At 38.2% G+C, this 18,241-nt stretch carries 9 protein-coding genes; 4 read left to right on the top strand and 5 right to left on the bottom strand.

Annotated features, from left to right (window positions below; translation table 11 throughout):
- The first annotated feature begins 99 nt into the window (after positions 1–99).
- Positions 100–729 (top strand): 16S rRNA (guanine(527)-N(7))-methyltransferase RsmG, encoded by a 630-nt coding sequence (rsmG, locus tag ABVM50_RS00930; protein WP_405199563.1) that lies wholly within the window; start codon positions 100–102, stop codon positions 727–729.
- 8 nt (positions 730–737) lie between these two features.
- Here the strand turns inward: rsmG and ABVM50_RS00925 are convergent, their stop codons facing one another.
- Positions 738–10,088, bottom strand: a complete 9,351-nt coding sequence (locus tag ABVM50_RS00925) for a LamG-like jellyroll fold domain-containing protein (RefSeq protein WP_405199562.1) — start codon at positions 10,086–10,088, stop codon at positions 738–740.
- A gap of 210 nt (positions 10,089–10,298) precedes the next feature.
- Positions 10,299–11,942 carry an L-glutamate gamma-semialdehyde dehydrogenase gene (gene pruA, locus ABVM50_RS00920; RefSeq protein WP_405199561.1) on the bottom strand — a complete coding sequence of 548 codons (1,644 nt, stop codon included), beginning with the start codon at positions 11,940–11,942 and terminating at the stop codon, positions 10,299–10,301.
- A gap of 138 nt (positions 11,943–12,080) precedes the next feature.
- On the opposite strand from pruA, the gene ABVM50_RS00915 reads away from it, so the two are divergent.
- Complete coding sequence (locus ABVM50_RS00915; RefSeq protein WP_405199560.1) at positions 12,081–12,803, top strand: NRDE family protein; 723 nt, start codon at positions 12,081–12,083, stop codon at positions 12,801–12,803.
- Here ABVM50_RS00915 and apaG read toward each other — a convergent pair.
- The 3 genes from apaG to ABVM50_RS00900 are packed head-to-tail and all read right to left on the bottom strand — an operon-like array spanning position 12,784 to position 15,530.
- The gene (apaG, locus tag ABVM50_RS00910) at positions 12,784–13,170 is read right to left on the bottom strand and encodes a Co2+/Mg2+ efflux protein ApaG (RefSeq protein WP_026914360.1); all 387 of its coding nucleotides are present in this window, start codon (positions 13,168–13,170) and stop codon (positions 12,784–12,786) included. The genes ABVM50_RS00915 and apaG overlap by 20 nt on opposite strands.
- Positions 13,171–13,175: 5 nt before the next feature.
- The gene (locus ABVM50_RS00905) at positions 13,176–14,270 is read right to left on the bottom strand and encodes a DUF3667 domain-containing protein (RefSeq protein WP_405199559.1); all 1,095 of its coding nucleotides are present in this window, start codon (positions 14,268–14,270) and stop codon (positions 13,176–13,178) included.
- Positions 14,271–14,279: 9 nt separating this feature from the next.
- The gene (locus ABVM50_RS00900; protein WP_405199558.1) at positions 14,280–15,530 is read right to left on the bottom strand and encodes a DUF5103 domain-containing protein; all 1,251 of its coding nucleotides are present in this window, start codon (positions 15,528–15,530) and stop codon (positions 14,280–14,282) included.
- Between the two features lie 161 nt (positions 15,531–15,691).
- Here ABVM50_RS00900 and ABVM50_RS00895 point away from each other — a divergent pair, with 161 nt between their 5' ends.
- Positions 15,692–17,035, top strand: coding sequence for a Na(+)-translocating NADH-quinone reductase subunit A (locus tag ABVM50_RS00895; RefSeq protein ID WP_405199557.1), 1,344 nt, complete (start codon positions 15,692–15,694; stop codon positions 17,033–17,035).
- Between the two features lie 13 nt (positions 17,036–17,048).
- A complete protein-coding gene (locus tag ABVM50_RS00890; protein WP_141878532.1) occupies positions 17,049–18,239 on the top strand; it encodes an NADH:ubiquinone reductase (Na(+)-transporting) subunit B in 1,191 nt (396 codons plus the stop codon).
- Positions 18,240–18,241: the final 2 nt, after the last annotated feature.

The following is an 18,241-nucleotide window of genomic DNA, read 5'->3' as shown; positions in this document are numbered from 1 at the left end:
GGAAACATTTCAAAGTTATAATATTAAAATTTTCGGCTACTATTTATTCAGAAAAAATGGACATAAAAAAATGCCTATTTTTGCTGAAAATTGAATGCTTTGGAACTAATAAAGAAATATTTCCCAAATTTAACTGAAGACCAACTTCAGAAGTTTGAAAAACTGGAAGAATTATATAAAGACTGGAACCTTAAAATTAATGTAGTGTCCAGGAAAGATATTGACGAATTATACATTCGCCACGTTTTACATTCTTTGGGAATAGCAAAGGTTCAGGCATTCCTTCCCGGATCAAAAGTTCTGGATGTTGGAACCGGCGGTGGTTTTCCAGGAATACCTTTGGCAATCTTGCATCCTGAAACCAGATTTGATCTTGTTGATTCTATAGGTAAAAAAATTAAAGTGGTCGATGAGGTTTCAGAAGGTCTGGGACTCGAGAATGTCACTACTTATAATCAGCGTGTTGAAGATCTGAAAGGTCAGTACGATTTTATCGTGAGCAGGGCGGTAGCAGTAATGCCAACTTTTGTTCGTTGGGTAAAAGGTAAGATCGCTAAAGAAAGCAAGCACGATTTCAAAAACGGAATTCTGTATCTCAAAGGCGGACATCTTTCAGAAGAATTACAGGATTACCGGACAGCCCAGATCTTTGAGCTGTCCGATTATTTTGAAGAAGACTTCTATGATACTAAGAAAGTAGTCTATTTACCAATGAAATATAAAGGCTAATTGCCAGATTATTTGGTAATGATCACCTTCTTGGAATAGATCTTTTCTCCAACATAGATCTTTACTACATACACTGCAGAACTCAATTTCTGTTGAATTCTTAGGCTTATGGATTCTTCCGTAGGGATATCACTGAAGGTCATGATCTTCTGTCCAGATACGCTATAAAGCTCTACAAAATTTATATTCTGAAGATCAGGATTATATAGCGCAATTTCGTCTGTCTGGCGAAGGTATCTCATATCCAGAAAATCTGGGTCTGAATCTTCTTCTACTTCAGGCTTTTCTTCCACCACTTCTTCGGAAACATCTTCTTCTTCCTCTTCTTCTTCGGAAACATTTTCTTCCTGAATCTTCTGAAATACAATTTGATATTTTTCATTGAAAACACCTACACTATCTGTACTTACTGTGTAATCAGATTTCATCAGGTCATGATATTCTTCGGTTTTTGTATTCAGTAGATAAATTTCGAAATCATTAGGGATATTCTCCAGTTCATCGACTTTGATCGTGTACTCACCAGCTTCTGCAATTTTGAAACCTACAGGAAGTACTCTTGCTTCACTAAAATCGGGAACTCCCTGAATTATGAATTCAGATTCATCGATCATCCAGTAGAGGTCTTCTACATTATTTTCAATGAGGGGCGCATCATACCCAAGATCAAATCCATCGGTAGTATTCACATCTGCGGTTACAAGAATTTGGCGGTGGTAACCCTTAGGTGACTCTAATTTTAATCTAATTTTATAACGGGTATCTTCCTCGTACTCATTCTCTGATGATTTCTTCGGATCCTCTTCCTGGGAATGGAATTGTGAGTCGCTATTATACTCTGGAGCATAGACTCTATGTGCATTTCTGAAAGTAACTGATGATGGACTTGATACACCTTTAGTATTAATAAAGAATCCCTGGGCTACCGGAATATATCTACCGGGTCTGCTTTTTGAACTTTTTGATCCATCATTATTTATTCTTGCATCCTTGGATGTTGCCGATGCAACACCACCCGAAAGGTTATAGATCGCGTAACCACCTACATATTCTTCCAAATAATGTGAATTGGATGGACCAAAGTGATCCCATAGGTAGATAGTTCCGTTGAAATCATTTAAGTTGTCATTAATAAATGCATTTGCATCTATAGCTGAAGGATAAGGATTCCCTGTCAATAAATTTTGGTTGCTTCCTACTCCAACCGTTATATCTCCATTGTTTGGTACACCTCTAAAGGTATAGTTCTGGAGGTTTGATACTGGTACGTATCCATTAGTACCTTTCATAGTATATCCAATACCCGCTTTAATCTTATTACCCATTGAAACCTGACTCCATTCAAAATAGTTGTCTACAGTCCCCTGGAAAGTATATAACCAGTAAGAACTAATTCTAAGATTTCCATTGTAGTTCGCGTCAGCCCACTGGAACCATGGATCAAATGCGATAGGCTTAGCCTCGGAAGTGGAACCATCCCAAAGAACATTATCGATATGAAAACCACTATTTACAGCTTCCGAAGGATTGGAAACCGGGGAAGTCCAGTAATTATAATTAAAACTGTTCTGTGTACCTTGTTGATCACGGTCTAAATATCCTGAATTTGAAACAGAGATTTTAGATCCCTCAGACTGGATGAGTTGCGATTCCCCATTCAGGTCAATTGCACCATCTAGTTCAAGATAATGAGATATGAAAAGTTCATTCCCTGATTCTTCATACTTACCTTCCATATTGAGATTACCATCTTCCAATTCCAGAGCTAGTAATTTGATTTTATTAGCGTTAGAATTTGTTCCTGGATTCTTAACCGAATTACCATTTAACTGTACAATATTCCATTCGATCGCATCGCCATTGATTCCTTTACTGCCTGGTGAATTCCAAACATCTACACGGTTTATTGATATTCCTTCATATGTTGAAGGCAGTCTCCAGGTAGATTTTTCAAACCAGTTGTTATTGTTTGTATTCAGTATATATGGCAATGGGGCGGTGTTTTCCTGCATCATTTGGATATTTTTTAATAATCCATCTGCGGAAGTTCCTTCAGAACCCAGATTGGGAGTTTTGCCTGTTGATATAAGATTTTCCCTAGCTAATAATTGATAATAACCTCTAAGATCTGAAGAGTTGGTTAACGTAGGGGCATTAGGAAGATTTAAGTCCTGTGTTAAGATCTCACCAGTTACACTTGAGCCAGAATTGTCAAGTCTCTGATTCATAAAAAATCTTATGTGTTCTTTTGATAGTGGTTTTTCCCATACTCTCACTTCCTCGATAAATCCGTTAAAATGCTGCTTGGTTTGCTTTGCTTCAGCTGGTGCATGTGTTGCACCTATTAGAAATGGTGCATCAAAATTACCAGAACCGTTTGGGATATTGTTTGTATTATTTTGAATCTCTATACCATCTACATAGAGTGTCATTTTGTTAGCTGTATAGACTCCTGCAATATGATACCAACGATCGGTATTAATTTTCTTTGTTCCGGAGACAGATCTACTTCTAACTCTAAATGTTGGTGTGCCATCGTTTATAAATAGATCATAACCTAAGTTATCGTTACCAACCTCGCGTTTTGATAGAATAGTGTTTATTCCAGTAATTGCATTTGGCTTAACCCAGGCTTCTATTGAAAAATCACTGCCGCGCATGGAATAATTATTACCAGCGTCTACATAATCATCTACGCCGTCAAAATTAAGTTTGCTACAATTTGGCGCAAAAGTGACTTCTATTTCGTCAAATACATTACAGTCCGGATTCGTTGTAGATAAAACATTCCAAACTAAGGTATATGTTTCTCCAGCTTCACCAGTAAAACTTGAATTTGGATCATTCGGATTTCCTAACATTGTAACATCTCCATTGTTATAAGACCAGGATCCAATTCCAATTTCAGGATCTACAGGAGTGGCGGCTAACCAAACAGTTTTTATTCCACAATCCGAAATTTCTGGGACTTCACCAGCATTTATTACAGGAGGAGTTAACGTTGTGAGAGTCTTGACTTCTGCTGCACAATTTTCACCAGAGCTGATTAAGAAGGTATAACCCATTCCCCCTTGCAGGCCGGAAATAATGAATCTTTGAGTATTGAAATCATAGTCAATTTGATCTTGCCCTTGACTAACCTCATTCCCGGCATTATCCAGGATTTCGACCATATAAGGAAAATTTTCATCATCTAATATTTCTTCTGCGAAAAGTCCACCTTGTACCGGTATAGCTATTACAGTACCAAACTCATCGAAACAAGAAGCCTCTTCCATATGTATAGGGTTTTCTACCAGAAGTTCTTCCGGTTGTAAAATGCTGAGGGTATCAGATATTACCGCACAGGACTTTGAATCTGTGATCTCAACATAGTAATCTCCTGCAGAAAGATTAGTGACTATTTTTCCAGTTTGTCCATTGCTCCATGTATAAGTAAATGGTCCTGTTCCTGTATTTTCCAAAATATTGACTTCAATGTTACCATCAGTTCCTCCGAAACAACTAACATTTTTTGATACTAGTTCCACTTCTGGACTGATGTTGAAGATTATATTTATAGTATCGCTAACAGTCGCGCAAATAGCACCTGCATCTTGATCTGAAGTTAACACTAATGCAATTTCTCCCGAAGAAATTTCGTTTTCACTAGGATTGTAGGTCGTATTGATATTATTTGGGTCGGTAAATCTAGAGTTGTCACCGTCTATAGTACTCCAAAACCCTGAATTTATAGTTGGATGATCAATTGTAGCTGTAGATAAATTTACAAGTGGTTCACTGGAGCAAACTTCCATATCGCTTCCTGCATTAACTATTGCTTTTTGAATCACTTCTACCGTCGTTGATTTAGATTCAAGATTACACCCGTAAAAATCAGTTATTTGCAATGTATATTGCCCTGACATTTCTGTTGTAGAGTTGCTTAGTTGGATGGTATCTGCTGCATCTCTTTCGCCTTCTTCAGTTATGGTTTTTGATTGACTAAATCCATTTGGACCAGTCCAATTAAAAGTGATAGGTAAGCGACCACCATCAAGATTTGCGGCTAATTCGATAGTTTCACTTTCACAAACAGGCCCATTGTTGTCCGGTTCGAATTCGAAGTCAAAAGATCTAAAGGCTGAAAAAGAGATATCATCTATACCAAAATCATTACCACCTGCCGTAGGATTCTCATTTATAATTCTTACTACAACTTGAGTGTTGTTTCCAGAATTCCATAGTTCGGGGTTATAAAAATTTATCCAATTACCTACTGGCTGATTGGTAAGGTCTCCTAAGTTACTTTCAACCACGACAGAGTTATTAACTAAAACTTGAATTCTCAAACGAGCGGGACTTGCAGGGTTTACATTAGATGTCCAGGCGCTGAAATAATAATCTGTTTCTGGAATGATATCTAGAGTATTAGATTGCCAAACTATATTACCTATCGATCGATCTCCATTTACAATCATAAAATTACCACGTCCGCCATGACCTAATCCGCTAAAGTTATTGTGATAATTGTATGCATTTTCTCCAATAGCATATAAACCTTCAGGATACATTTCTCTTCGAAAATTCGGAATATCTTCTACATAACCATAGACTGTATTAAAGCCTGAATTTCCATTTTCAAAATCACCATTTGTAATCAAGTTTTCATTTGGTGTTATTGATGTTGACGCTTCACAACCATCTCTAGTGACATACAAGGTATAGGTTTGTGCAAGACTCACCTGTAATGATTCTTCTGTTGATATTGTTTGTCCAGAAACAACCCATCTATAAGTATCATAATTTCCATCTACTGACAGAAGGATTTGATTGGTTTGATCTATTGAACAGTAATTAGCAATAATTTCAGGTTGTAGAGGTTCTTTTACAGTTACTTCTACAGTACCCACTCCTGGGCATTCTATTTCAGGATCGGTATAAGTAGCAGTAAATATCGTAGTTCTTGAAATAGAAATATTTGTTGGATTGGGTTCATTTGAAGTCCAGTCTGGATTTGTGGAAGAGGTCCAGGTAACATCTGGAATAGTAGAACCTTCTCCTGTAATTTTAACGTCGTCTATTGCCCACCAATAACCCCAATTGGCTCTATAATTAAAGCGAATATAAAGCTCTTCCTGCCCAATAAAACCGGATAAATCCACTGTCGTATTTTCATCTCTATGCCCAGAACCATTAATAGTTTCAACTGTTGTCCAATCTGATTTATTTGTGGAAACTTGAACTCGACCCCTATCATTGTTATCCCAATCGCGATAATCTTGCCAAAAAGAAAGTTCTAAAGAAGAATATCCTATAGTATTTAAAGGTTCATTATATAATAAAATAGTCCTAGTATTTCCATTTTGACCCTGCGCATCACTGTCTGTTATATAAAATGAACTACCATCAGATCTTACACTTCCGTAATTCATATTGTGAGTACCGTTTCTTTTTTTCCAAGCTGCGTTTTCTAGATTTCCGCCCGAAGAGTTGTTTATTGATTGCCAATTTGTTGTAGATCCATTAAAATTTTCATCCAATAAAACTGGATCTACAGATTGCTCACCTTCAAAAGTAGAAAAAAGGTCCACTGTTTCTCCAGCGCAAATATTATTTTTTGAGGATGTAGCGGATACCTTAGGGCCCGAGAGTAAGGAAAAACTTATGCTTTCTTCAACACTACAGCCTTCGGCTGAAGTTATCGTAATGAAGTAAGTAACACCAATTTCCACTCCAGTATCATTATAAAGAATTTCATCTATATTTCCTGATCCTGACGACGCTGAGTTTCCTTCAAAGGCATTTCTTCGCCAATTGATACTAGAATTAGACAATGAACTTCGAGGTGTATAGTTTATACTGCTACCATTGCAAATATCCTGAATATTTTCTTCAATCAACTGTGGGGCAGGAGCGACTTCAACTTCTACAGCTATATCATTTGTACAGCCGTTTTTCTCTAACGTAAATATGTATATAGCTGTTATAGAATTATTTGAATTATTAACTAGAGATTCATTCGGATTTATATTGTTTCTGTCTGAAGAATTAGTAGCAGGATTATCTCCAACTGCTGCTCTGGACCAGTCAATGGTGGTATCTTCCAGGTTGCTTTCAGGTAAAAAGTCAAAAGCATCACCACTACAAATTTCTGTTGGAGAATCGTTTAAATTAGTAATTACCGGTTTTACTTTATCAACAATTACTTCTTTAATTAGAGCGCAACCTGCATCGCTTTGACCTTTTATATAATAAGTTCCAAGGTAAAGCTCAGTAGGATTATTTATTTCTATTGTAGCAGCCTCATCTTCCCAGTAAGAATAATTCAGGGAAGAATTATTCTTGACGGCAGAATCGGTAAAATCTACTGAAGTAGGACAATTGGGTAAGTTTATTTCAAATTCAGGAGTTGGATTAACTGTGATTTTAACAGGAATTGTAGTTCCGCTACAACCATTTGCTTGTGGAGTAATTCTATACGTAACTATCTGTGGTGCAGAAGAATTATTAACTAACTGTTGCTGAATCAATTTATCGTCAGCAATTTCAAAACTACCATTTTCAGCCCCTACTATAGCTGATGGTGCATCAACGGTCCAGGTATAACTCGTGTTTGCTACTGGACTTGATATTGAAAGGTCAGTTTGTTCTTCAGAACAAATTTGGTTAGTATATGTGGTGTTAACCGCTGGACTGGGTTTAACAGAAACCGGAATTTCTATAACCTCTCCTATACATCCGTTTGCTTTAGGAATTATTCGGAGTGTGGAATTAATAATAGTGTTGGAATTATTTACCGGGGTGAAATCTGGAATTTCGGTAACTCCGGTTCTATTTGAAAGACCTATCGATGTACCTCCTGAAATGTCATAAGTAATTCCACTGTAATTCCCATTCAAAGGAATTGCAGAAAAACTTTGAGCATTACAGAGTTCTGGAATTTCCGGGATATCTAATCCAGGAATTGGCTTCACTTCAATTGTAAAAGTTTGGGGAACACCTGAACAACCGTTCGCTGAAGGATTTACTGTAATATTTGCGGTTAGCGGTTCGTTCGTATTATTAGTTGCAGTAAAGCTATCAACTGAACCGTTTCCGGATGCTGATAAACCAATGCTTGTATTATCATTGGTCCAGGTTACGGTACTTCCAGATACTGAAAATACTCTATTGGGGAAGTTTGTTCTGCTCACATTTTCTCCAGCACAAACTACGATGTCATCCGGTTTGGTCATGGTAGGAGTAGGTTCAATAAATAAACTAAAATTAACTGATTCGCCCTGGCATCCATTTCCGAAGGGGATTATAGTAAATACTGCTTCTATAACTTCACTACCATTGTTTTCAGCCGTAAATGATGGTATGTTGCCGGAACCACTAGTGTTCATCCCAATATCTATGCTACTGCCTGATTCAGATTTATAAGACCATTCATAGTATTTATTGTCCAGGTCATTTCCAGTGAAATTGATTGCATCTACTATTTCCTCATTGCAATAATGACTACCATCTTCAGAGGGAACATCAACAACAGGTTCCGGAATTATAATGTTCTGGTCTGCACTAACACTATTTCCCGAAGGATCGGTAAATGTCCAGGTTATAGTATAAGTACCAAAGGCATCGTACTGCAAAGGATCGGTAGTTGTTCCCTGAATGCTGTTTACACAATTATCATTGGTAGTTGGTATTTCTACAATATCTTCACCACATTTCCAGGTAATAGCTGAAAGGTTTGGTTGTTCCGGAAGGATGTTGTCTTCAATAATAACGCTGGCGCTTTCTGAAGCCGAATTACCATGTTCATCAGTTACAGTAAGTATTACAGAATTATTGCCAACATCATCGCAATCGAAAGAAGTTATATCGGTATCAAAAGAAAGACCCCCACATGCGTCTGAAGAATTATCATTTACAGCATCTTCGGCAATAGTAACATTTCCAGAGGCATCTAGCTCTACGGTAATATTCTTAGTCTGAACTATTGGCGCAACCTTATCTTCAACTATAACGCTGGCGGTTTCTGAAGCTGAATTACCATGATCATCAGTCACTGTTAATTGAACCGTATTGTTTCCAACATCGTTACAATCAAAGCTTGTCTGGTCTAATGAAATATTGGCTATTCCGCAGTTGTCGGACGAGCCATTATCGATGTCGTTAGCTGTGATACTGGCGTTTCCAGAAGCATCCAGTCGAATGGTGATATCTCGGGTCCTTGCAGTAGGATCTATATTATCCTCAACGCTTACCGTTGCATTTTTGGTAGCTGAGTTACCATGATCATCAGTCACTGTTAATTGAACCGTATTGTTTCCAACATCATTACAATCAAAGCTTGTCTGGTCTAATGAAATATTGGCAATTCCGCAGTTGTCGGACGAGCCATTGTCAATATCGTTAGCTGTAATACTGGCATTTCCGGAGGCATCTAACTGCACCGTAATGTTTTGAGTATTTACTGTAGGATTGGTGTTGTCCTGAATAGTAACCGTTGCATTTTTAGTAGCTGAGTTACCATGATCATCAGTCACTGTTAATTCAACCGTATTGTTTCCAACATCATTACAATCAAAGCTTGTCTGGTCTAATGAAATATTGGCAATTCCGCAGTTATCAGAAGAGCCATTATCGATTTGACTTGCCGTGATAGTAGCATTTCCAGAAGCATTTAACTGCACCGTAATGTTTTGAGTGTTAACAGTAGGATCTATATTATCCTGAACAGTAACCGTTGCATTTTTGGTAGCTGAATTTCCATGATCATCAGTCACTGTAAGCGTTAACGATTTAGTTCCAACATCCCCGCAGTCAAAGCTGGTCTGGTCTAATGAAATATTGGCAATTCCGCAATTGTCTGACGAGCCATTATCGATCTGATTTGCCGTGATAGTAGCATTTCCAGAAGCATTTAACTGGATTGTAATATTCTTAGTTTGAACTATTGGCGCTAAATTATCTTCAACAATGACAGTTGCTGGATCAGAATCAGATTCATTATTTTGATTGGTGACAGTTAAGGTTACAGTATTATTTCCAACATCTCCACAGTCGAATGTTGTCTTGCTCGTGCTGTAAGTAAGAGTTTGACCATCAGGGTCAGAAGAGCCATTGTCTACTGTATCATCATCGATAGTTACTGTACCAGAAGTGCCTAACTGAACAGTTATAGTTTTTGTCCTGGCTGTAGGCTGAGCGAAAGCTTTGGAATTTGGTGAAGTGTTCTCAAACAGGGAGATTGAACTAGTTCCCATTGTATTATTTTCAAGTTGATTACTTACCAGGTTCTTCGCCTCATTTCCTTTCCAGGATATTAGCGTTAAAAGTATTATGATAAGGACTATTTGGATTCGGTGTCCAAAAGTAATTTTGCCCATAAGCTAGCATTCGAGATTTTCGTCGTTAAAAATACGTAAAATTTCGATTAACAGTTTCCGTTTGTATAATAATCTCTTAAATAACAAGCTTCAGATCAGTATTCTACGGCAAATTAAAGATTTGTTACAGGATTTTGTAGGAACTTAGTTGTACTGCACAAAAAAACCGCCGGAAAGGCGGTTTTTAAACAGTATGCTTTTTAGATATTATTACTCTCCTAAAAATGGGTATCTGTAATCTGTAGCAGGGACGAATGTCTCCTTGATCAATCTTACAGAAATCCACCTCATAAGATTCATCTTTGATCCCGCTTTGTCATTTGTACCACTGGATCTTGCTCCACCAAACGGCTGCTGTCCTACAACTGCACCGGTTGGCTTATCATTAATATAAAAGTTACCAGCGGCATTCTGCAATAGATCTGTAGCCTGAGCAGCTGCGTAACGATCCCCAGAAATAATTGCTCCGGTTAATGCATATATACTCGTGTTATCTACAGTCTGACAGATATCAGCCCACTTGGATTCATCAAAATTCTTATCATCGTATACATATACTGTTACTACCGGACCAAAAAGTTCAGTTTCCATAGTAGTGTAATGAGGATCTGATGTTAGAATTACGGTAGGTTCTATAAAGTAACCTTTAGATTTATCATAGTTTCCACCAACTACGATCTCAGCATTTTTATCACTTTTAGCTTTTTCAATATAGCTTGCAAGCTTATCGAAAGAACCTTCGTGAATTACAGCATTGATGAAGTTAGACATATCTTCCGGAGATCCCATCTTGAATGATTGTACATCCTCAATCACGAAATCTTTAATTTCCGGCCACAGGCTTTTCGGAATATAAACACGGGAAGCCGCGCTACATTTCTGACCTTGATATTCAAAGGCACCTCTGGAAATTGCAGTTGCTACATGTTTAGCTTTTGCAGTCGGGTGGGCCAGGATAAAATCTTTACCTCCTGTTTCTCCAACTATTCTTGGGTATGTTTTATAGTTCTGAATATTGTTTCCAATTTTTCCCCAAATACCTTTAAATACGTTAGTACTTCCAGTAAAATGGATTCCTGCAAAATCTGGACTTGCCAATACAGTATCTGTTACCATTTCTGGATCGCCATTTACCATATTAATTACACCGGCTGGTAAACCTGCTTCTTTAAATACTTCCATAAGTATCTGAGCTGATAGCATCTGGCTATCACTTGGTTTCCAAACTGCAACATTCCCCATAAGGGCAGCACTTGAAGGAAGGTTTCCTGCAATCGCCGTAAAGTTGAACGGAGTTATAGCGTAAACGAAACCTTCTAGTGGTCTGTATTCTACGCGATTCCAAACTCCATCTGAAGAAATTGGTTGCTCATCATACAGTTCTGCCATGTACTCTACATTAAAACGTAGGAAATCACAGATCTCTGCAGCAGCATCAATTTCAGCCTGATAAATGTTTTTAGACTGCCCGATCATTGTGGCAGCATTCATCTTTTGTCTGTAGGGTCCGGAAATTAGGTCGGCAGCTTTTAAAAAGATAGCAGCTCTTTGTTCCCATTCCAGTTTAGACCATTTCTTTCTTGCCTCCAGTGCTTCAGAAATAGCTCTTTCCACATGCTTTTTCTCAGCAGTGTGATAAGTTCCTGCAACATGAGCGTGATCATGTGGAGGATTGATGGTTCTGGTATTCCCGGTTTTTACTTCTTCAGCTCCAATATAAAGAGGAACCTCAGTATTCGCATTCCAAAGGTCTTTATAAGTAAGTAATACTTCTTCTCTTTCTGGGCTTCCCGGAGCGTAACTTTTTACTTCTTCGTTAACCGCTACTGGTACGTGAAAAAATCCTTTTCCCATAAATATAAATTTTGTTTTTTCGTTTATTTCTAATTCCGATAAAGGTAAAAAAATTAAGTTGCACGCAATAACATCTGGCTTGCCTTTACTTAAGCTTAACTTTTTTTGTACATTTCCTTAAAATTTTGATTTTAAAGCATGTGCACAGTTACTTTAGTCCCCCGTCCTGAGTCTATGTCTGGCTTTGTATTAACTTCTAACCGGGATGAATCGGTTGGTCGCGAAACCCTTCCACCTGCATGGGAGCGCTTTGAAGGCGTAAGACAATATTTTCCAAAAGATAAACAGGCTGGAGGTACCTGGCTAGGAGTTAGCGAACATTCCAGGTGTATATGCCTTATGAATGGAGCTGAAAAACCTCATGAGCGCAAGCCGGAATATCGAAAAAGTCGGGGAGTGGTTGTTAAGGAATTTCTTGCTGCGTGTAGATTGCGATCATTTATAAACAAATATAACTTTGAGGGGATCGAGCCTTTTACAATGATCATTGTAGAATGGCATGACGGATTATGCTTCCAGCAATTAATTTGGGATGGTAAGAATTATAAACATGAATATCTTCCTATCACTCAACATATCTGGTCATCTTCTCCGCTCTATTCTGAAGCAATGAAGAAAAAGCGTAAGGACTGGTTTAATAATGTAAGTGCTGAAGGTTATACTGCCGGGAGTCTATTGAAATTTCACAAAAGCGCAGGTAACGGGAACAAGGAATACGGATTGATCATAGACCGCGGATTTCTCAAAACTCAGAGTATATCACAGGTCATTAATGAGCCTGGTGGAATCCAGTTTTCGTATCAGAATTTGATCAATAAAGATACTTCCGAAGAATACCTTTCTAGTTTAAAGCAAAGGTAGCGGCAAGTCTGAAGGGTGGGATTCTAACCTGAAATTCATTCGTGGTCGTGAAGTTGATCATATTATAGTAGCCAGACATGGATCCAATGGGCGCGGTAAGTAAGCAACCACTTTGGTACGTATGACTTTCACCTGGTTTCAAAACAGGTTTTTTTCCAATCACTCCTTCTCCTGAAACATATTCAATTTCACTCAAAGCATCTTTGATCTCCCAGAATCTGGACTTTAACTGAACAGAATCGTTACTCTGGTTTTCAATAGTGATTTGGTAAGCAAAAGCATACTTCAGCTGGAAGTCCTTATAGAACTTACCTTCGAATCTGGTTTCCACAGAGATCTTAATACCTTTTGTAACCTGTTGAATCATGTGTTTCAATAAATTGAAAAAGAAGCGAGCAATGATATTATTGCAGCGACTGTGGCTAATGTAAAGAATATTAGGTTCAGGAATAGAAACTTTAAAATCGTTTTAACACGTTTTTGTCCGTAGAAAAATCGCATCGCTTTGTATAAATAGAATAGGAATACAAAATTTGCCAGAGTAGTGAGGATTTCCCATTTAAAGACAATTTCCAGTATCAGCGCAAAACTGTAGAGTACGAAAAACACCGTTTGCACGTGAAATGCAAAGATGAGGTGCTCCATATAATTAAAGTCCCTTCTTAAATATAATAGCCAGATGAATAACGCGAAAACGGGTAAAAATATAAAGATGATAAAAGGTAACTTTCCTATAAAGTAGTTTATAAATAGCGCAGGGTCTTTTGAAAAGGTTCCTGCATCTACCGCCTTCTTATAAAGCCAGAGATTATAATTCGATTGTTCGTGCTTTAAACTATCCAGTGCCCGGGAAGCGGTAAAAATCCCTGTTTCATCCTGATAAGCATAGTATAGATCTGCTTTTTTGGCAAATGCATTAATAAAGTTCATACTGTCCAGTTCTGGCTGACTCACAAACTTTTCAGTATAAGTTTCAGTAAAAACATTATTCTGGATGCTGTCCAGACCAACATCATCGCTGGTCAATACTTTATTAATGGAATCCATGGAAGCCTCGCTCAATTCCTTACGGTCAAGTTTTGAAAGCAGGTTTTCGTCGCGGTCCTGTCGTCCAAAATTTTCGCTAGGATCCAGGCTAAGGCTAAAGATCAGAAAGAAGATAATGGAAACACTCAGGTAGAATCTGAAGGGATTTGCATACCTGGTCCTCTTTCCTTCCACATAATCTTTTGAAATCTTTCCTGGTCTGAAAAGCAGTATTCTTAATGTCCTCTGAAACCTGGAGTCGTAGGCAAATACTCCTGAAAAGAATTCATTAAACAGGTCTGAAAAGCTAAGTTTTTTAGTGGTATTCAGTTGTCCGCAATTGGGACAAAATCGGTCGTTTTTATCTAAAGGTAATTCACAGTTTAGACAATGCTGACCTCTATACTGGTAAATTTCAATCTTATTTTCAGTATCTGGCATATAAACAGCTTAATTACGAATGTTTCTTGAATTCGCACCACCCGCACCAATCAATCTGTCATAACGTGCTCCCGGGCTTCTGTAATAAGCGAGGATCGTGTAATTGTTCTCCGTTTCATCATAGTTTCCACTAATCGCTCCATCTTCAATCCCGTCTGGACCTGTCACCACATATTTGTAGTTATAATATCCTTGCTTAAACAATCTTGCTAACTCATAATAACCGCTCTCCTTATTGTATTCGAGCTTAGTGCTTTCGTCCAGTTGAAAATTATTGAACCCCCCATAAAGATGGATCTGTTTACCTTCAAGCGGATCATAATTTCGTAAAGTAAATCTCAGCCAAACATAATCGGCTTCCAGGTCTGAGTCTTCTGCAAGCACATTTCTTACCACAAAACCTCCATTAATATCAGGATTGTACGTGTATGGCTGCCCGTCTCTGGTGATATCCATAAAAAGATAATGGAGATATAGCTGCTGCATGTCAACCTTGGCAATATCAGCATTGGTAACTCTTATTTCTTTGTTGTCAAACTGAAGAAATTCGTTGCCACCCCAAAAAGAAGACTCAGTATTATAGCGATAGATGAGTTCGTTGGCAATGGTATATTGCGGTTTAAGATCTGTAATCGCAGTTTTTAAATTGAAATTCTGAATGAGGCTCACCTTGACATTCCTGTCAGGATTCTTCAGAAGCAGATCTGGAGAATTAATACTGAAGTTTATAATTTGCTTTTCATCGATAAACTGAAGGTTTCTTGCTCTTTTTACTTCCGCAGTAATTTGCGCTACAGGTTCATAAACCATGAATTTTCGTGAGAATACCTTTTCTCTTTGCGCATTATAGACACTAATCATATAGTTGCCCGAAACTTTGAGTCCGCGTACATTTTTATTCGGAATATCAAGCTCGTAATGTGTATAGGGTTGTAAGGTATTTAGCGAATTCCGGTAATTGATAATTCTAACATCATCAAAACCTTCAAGATACTCGTTTTTAGTGAGTTGAGAAGGTGTCCAGTCGAAATTGTAATGTTCGATCGTGTAATAGTAATCGGCTTCGTCTCCAATGATATCATCAAAGCTTAATTGAAGTTTGGCGCCCAAACGTATGATTGGATTTCCTTTATTTTCTACGGAATCTCCCTGAAAAATAATGGTTCTAATGAATGGAGGTGGCAGGGTTTCTTTAACGACCTGGCCATAAATGCACGGCTGAAGCAGGCAAAACGCAAAGAAAATTAGAAAGCCTTTCATAAAGTTTGAGTAAATAGCAAAGTTAATAGAAATAAGCATTTTGCATCTATTTAATTTAACAGTTGACCAAAGTAAAATTCTGACATTTCTTGGGATAAATGGAGTGAAAATTCTTAAATTTGCCCGACTTTAAACTAAAAATTTAACATACACTCCATCCTATGTCAAAAGACATTCGAATTAAAAGAGGATTATCTCTGCGATTAGAAGGGGCGGCGGAAAGAGAGCTTGTAAAGGCTCCGAGATCCAAAACTTACGCGATCAAACCGCCAGATTTTCACACTGTTGTGCCAAAAATGGTAGTAAAAGAAGGAGCTAAGCTTCTTGCAGGTGATGAGATTTTCTATTCGAAATATACCGAGGAAATTCGCTTTACTACACCAGTTAGTGGTGTTCTTAAAGAAATCAAAAGAGGTGACAAAAGAAGGATCCTCGAAATAATCATCGAAGCAGATCCTGAAAACACTTACCGTGAATTCAAAAAACTGGATCCTGCTAAAGCTGATGTGAAGGATGTTCGTGAACTTCTTCTTGAAAGTGGTTGCGGTGCTTTTATCAACCAAAGACCATACGACATCGTAGCAGATCCTAAGGATACTCCTAAGGCGATCTTTATTTCAGCAGTAACAACCGCGCCTTTGGCGGCAGATAAAGGTTTTATCATAAAAGATAAGATCGCTGCATTCCAGGCGGGAATTGATGCTTTAAGAAAGCTTACACCGGGTAAAGTTCATCTTTCTGTAGATGACTCTTCAGCTGAATACCTAAAAGGAATTCAGGGTGTTGAGCTTCATCATGTAAAAGGAGCTCACCCTGCAGGGAACGTAGGTGTTCAGATCCATAAGCTTGATCCTGTTAATAGAGGTGAACGTGTCTGGACTGTAGGAGTAGAGGACGTTGCTACAATTGGTAATGTTTTTCTTACCGGAGAATATCGTGCGGAGCGTACGGTTGCTGTGGTTGGAAGTGAAGCTGAAAACAGGAAATACTACCAGATGACTATTGGTGCTAATGTTGCAGATCTTATTGGTCAGGCAGCAGAAGGTACTCGTATCATCTCTGGTGATGTATTTACCGGAACTCAGTTAAGCAATAATCAGTATTTAGGCTTCTTTGAGAACGAGCTGACGCTAATTCCTGAAGGTGACAATTACCGAATCTTTGGATGGTTGCCTTTTACTTATAATAATATTCATTCACATTCCAGAACTTCACTGTCCTGGTTGTTTCCAAATAAAAAATACACTCCAACCACGAATTTGAATGGTGAAGAGCGTGCGTTGGTGGTAACAGGTGAAATGGAAGAGGTTTTACCTATGGATATCTACCCGATGCAGCTTATCAAAGCATGTATGGCTGGTGATATCGAAAAAATGGAAAATCTTGGGATCTACGAGGTTGCTCCTGAAGATTTTGCAACAGTAGAATACGTGAACACTTCCAAGATTGAGATTCAGGAAGTAATAAGATTAGGTCTTGATTTAATGATTACCGAAGTAGGTTAAAAAGCTGAAGAATATGGAATGGATTAGACAGAGATTAGATAAAATGAAACAGCCTTTTAGCAAAGGCGAGAAGTTAGAGAAATATGCTCCTGCAGTAAATGCATTAGATACTTTCTTATTTACTCCAAATCATACTACACAAAAAGGAGCGCATATTCGTGATGCAGTGGATCTTAAGAGAACAATGATTACCGTGGTGATCGCTCTTATTCCAGCTCTTTTGTTTGGATTCTGGAATGGTGGATATCAATATCTTCACCAATTGCCAGAATATGCCAACGGTGTACCTTTTATAGATGCTTTCCTTCATGGTGCTGGAAAGATCTTACCAATGATCGCAGTTTCTTATGCTGTAGGTCTTGGAATTGAATTCGCATTTGCGATCTTTAGAGGACACGAAGTGAACGAAGGTTACCTGGTAACTGGTTTGCTTATTCCTATGATCATGCCGATTGATATTCCGCTTTGGATGGTGGCACTTTCAGTAGTGTTCGCGGTTCTTATTGGAAAAGAAGCTTTTGGTGGGACTGGAATGAATATTCTGAATCCTGCGCTTACGGCACGTGCATTTGCCTTCTTCGCATACCCAACTTATATGTCTGGAAACAGCGTTTGGGTTAGTAATGCGTATGAAGTAGATGCTGTAACTGGTGAAACGATTCTTGGAAATCTTGCAGCTGGAAATGAGGCAGGATATACTCCATTGGATATGTTTTCTGGAATGATACCGGGATCTATTGCTGAAACTTCAGCGATCTGTATTCTGGCAGGTGCATTACTACTTGTACTTAGTAAAGTAGGTAGCTGGAGAATTATCTTGAGTGCTTTTATTGGAGCTGCAGTGATGGGCTTGATCTTTAATGCGCTACCTTCTTTAGGTATTGAAGGTAATAACTTAACGAATTTTCCATGGTATCTTCACCTTATTGTTGGTGGTCTTGCTTTCGGTATTGTCTTTATGGCAACAGATCCGGTTTCAGCAGCACAAACAATGAAAGGAAAATGGATCTATGGATTCCTTGTTGGATTTATTTCAGTAATGATTCGAGTATTCAACCCGGCATATCCGGAAGGTGTGATGCTAGGTATTTTGCTTATGAATGTTTTCGCACCAACGATCGATCACTACGTGGTAGAATCTAATGTGAAAAGAAGAAAGAAAAGACTTAAAAATGCTAACCCTCAAGTAGAAACAGCAGTTTAGTT

Source organism: Christiangramia sp. LLG6405-1, assembly GCF_045055805.1.
GTDB lineage: Bacteria > Bacteroidota > Bacteroidia > Flavobacteriales > Flavobacteriaceae > Christiangramia.
This window is presented reverse-complemented; position numbering and strand designations above follow the sequence as displayed.

Bases quoted from the DNA above. Each gene is read 5' to 3' on its own strand.
- ABVM50_RS00925 (WP_405199562.1), bottom strand. From the start codon at position 10,088: ATGGGCAAAATTACTTTTGGACACCGAATCCAAATAGTCCTTATCATA.
- pruA (WP_405199561.1), bottom strand. From the start codon at position 11,942: ATGGGAAAAGGATTTTTTCACGTACCAGTAGCGGTTAACGAAGAAGTA.
- ABVM50_RS00915 (WP_405199560.1), top strand. From the start codon at position 12,081: ATGTGCACAGTTACTTTAGTCCCCCGTCCTGAGTCTATGTCTGGCTTT.
- apaG (WP_026914360.1), bottom strand. From the start codon at position 13,170: ATGATTCAACAGGTTACAAAAGGTATTAAGATCTCTGTGGAAACCAGA.
- ABVM50_RS00905 (WP_405199559.1), bottom strand. From the start codon at position 14,270: ATGCCAGATACTGAAAATAAGATTGAAATTTACCAGTATAGAGGTCAG.
- ABVM50_RS00900 (WP_405199558.1), bottom strand. From the start codon at position 15,530: ATGAAAGGCTTTCTAATTTTCTTTGCGTTTTGCCTGCTTCAGCCGTGC.
- ABVM50_RS00895 (WP_405199557.1), top strand. From the start codon at position 15,692: ATGTCAAAAGACATTCGAATTAAAAGAGGATTATCTCTGCGATTAGAA.
- ABVM50_RS00890 (WP_141878532.1), top strand. From the start codon at position 17,049: ATGGAATGGATTAGACAGAGATTAGATAAAATGAAACAGCCTTTTAGC.